The following is a 1,742-nucleotide window of genomic DNA, read 5'->3' on the forward strand; positions in this document are numbered from 1 at the left end:
GCGAGTGGTCAGTTCTTATCGGCCGTCAGTGGGCATATTCATGGCCGCCTGTGGTCAGTTTTTCATGGCCGCCGACAAAGAACGAATGCGTCTACCGAACGATCTACTCCACCAAAAGCAAAGCACGACAAGACATCGTCAGATACATCGACGGCTTCTACAGTTCACAACACCGCCATTCGGCGCTCGGGTACCGAACCCCGAACGCTGTCCACTACAGTTACGGGCAGTCCGCAAACGCGGCTTCAGAATAGTCATCTCCAGTGTCGGAAATCCTCGCGGCAGATCAACCCCACGCACGGCATCCGACCGTGATCGTCGGCGAACGCGGGTACAACCGCTGCCGTTGGTACCGTTGGGGTGAACCTCACGCCTCAATAACGTGTCCCTATGGTTTCTGTCAAGCTGCGTGAGCTGCGGGCGGTTGGTACAGGGTCTTGTTCTTGAGCATGGCGTACAGGACGTCGCATCGGCGTCGAGCGAGGCAGATGAGCGCGGCGTTGTGTTTCCTGCCTTCGGCTCGCTTGCGGTCGTAGTAGGCGCGACTGGTGGGGTCGTGCAGCGCGGCGAAGGCCGAAAGGAACAACGCGCGTTTGAGTTTGCGGTTTCCTGATCACGCTAAATGCTCACCTCGGATCGAGGTGCCGGATCGGTGGGTCACGGGTGCGATGCCGGCGTAGGCGGCCAGGTGTCCTGCTGATTTGAATGCCGATCCGTCACCGACTTCGAGAAGGATGCGTGCGGCAGTCCTGACTCCGACGCCTGGCATCGAGATCAGGAGCGAGGAAAGAGGGTGGGCACCGAGCATCCTCTCGACGTCCGAGCCAACTGTGTTGCGTTGCTGCAGTGTCTCTTTGAGCGAGTCCGCCAGTTTGGGTAGAACAGTCTCGGCAGCCGCAGACCCGGGCACTACTACCGTCTGAGCCTCGAGTGCGGCGTAGATCTCCGCAACCAGTCTTGCCCCCATCCTGAGCGCGTTTTTGGCGGCGAAGCGGTCAGTTTCCGCTTACCAGCAGCGCGGATGCCGCCGGGGCTACCGCAGCGGGACAGGATCTCGAGCACTGCCGGGTGTGTCACACGCGGTCCGAGGACTCGTTCGAGCGCGGGGTGAATGCCGGTCAGCAGTCCGCGGATTCGGTTGCTGACGCGGGTTGCTTCACCGGCGAGATCGTCATCGAAACCGATCAGCACACCGAGCTCGGCGAGTGTGTCATCACCGGTATCGACTCGTCGCAGCGTGTGGGGCATGGTCCGGGCCGTGTCGGCGATGTGAACGCAGGCCCGCGCATCAGTTTTGGCTTGCCCTGGATACAGATCTGCGATGCGGCGCATCGACAGACCCGGTAGGGACGCGAACTGGTGCTCGCAGGATCGGGAGACGGTGACCGGCAGGGCGTCGCCGATCGTATTAGGCTGATCGACGACGATCAACAGCGGCCCGCGCGTGGCGAGGCGGTCGAACACTGTGCGCAGGCGGGCCTCGTCATTGGGTAGGGCTTTGCCGTACAGACGGGTTCCGTCGACGGCGAGACCGACGGCGTGATGTTCGGATTTTCCCACGTCGATGCCGCAAAACACGGCGTAGCTCGTGGCCATGAAGCAGTCCTTCGTCCGGTCACCGATCCGACGTCAACACCCGGCGACAGCCCCCCACCCCCCCCGGATGATAGTGCCCCATGGGGTGGTGTAATTCGGATCGGTGAACCATCCGGTTCATGATCAACGAGTTGTGTTGTATGTTA

The 1,742-nt window shown here is 61.5% G+C and carries 1 pseudogene; it reads right to left on the reverse strand.

Annotation, left to right across the window (positions count from 1 at the left end):
• Positions 1 to 400 precede the first annotated feature (400 nt).
• A pseudogene (locus R3P93_RS24455) lies at positions 401 to 1,596 on the reverse strand (IS110 family transposase).
• Positions 1,597 to 1,742 lie beyond the last annotated feature (146 nt).

It is taken from the genome of Rhodococcus cerastii, assembly GCF_033042195.1.
In the GTDB taxonomy this organism is placed as follows: domain Bacteria; phylum Actinomycetota; class Actinomycetes; order Mycobacteriales; family Mycobacteriaceae; genus Rhodococcoides.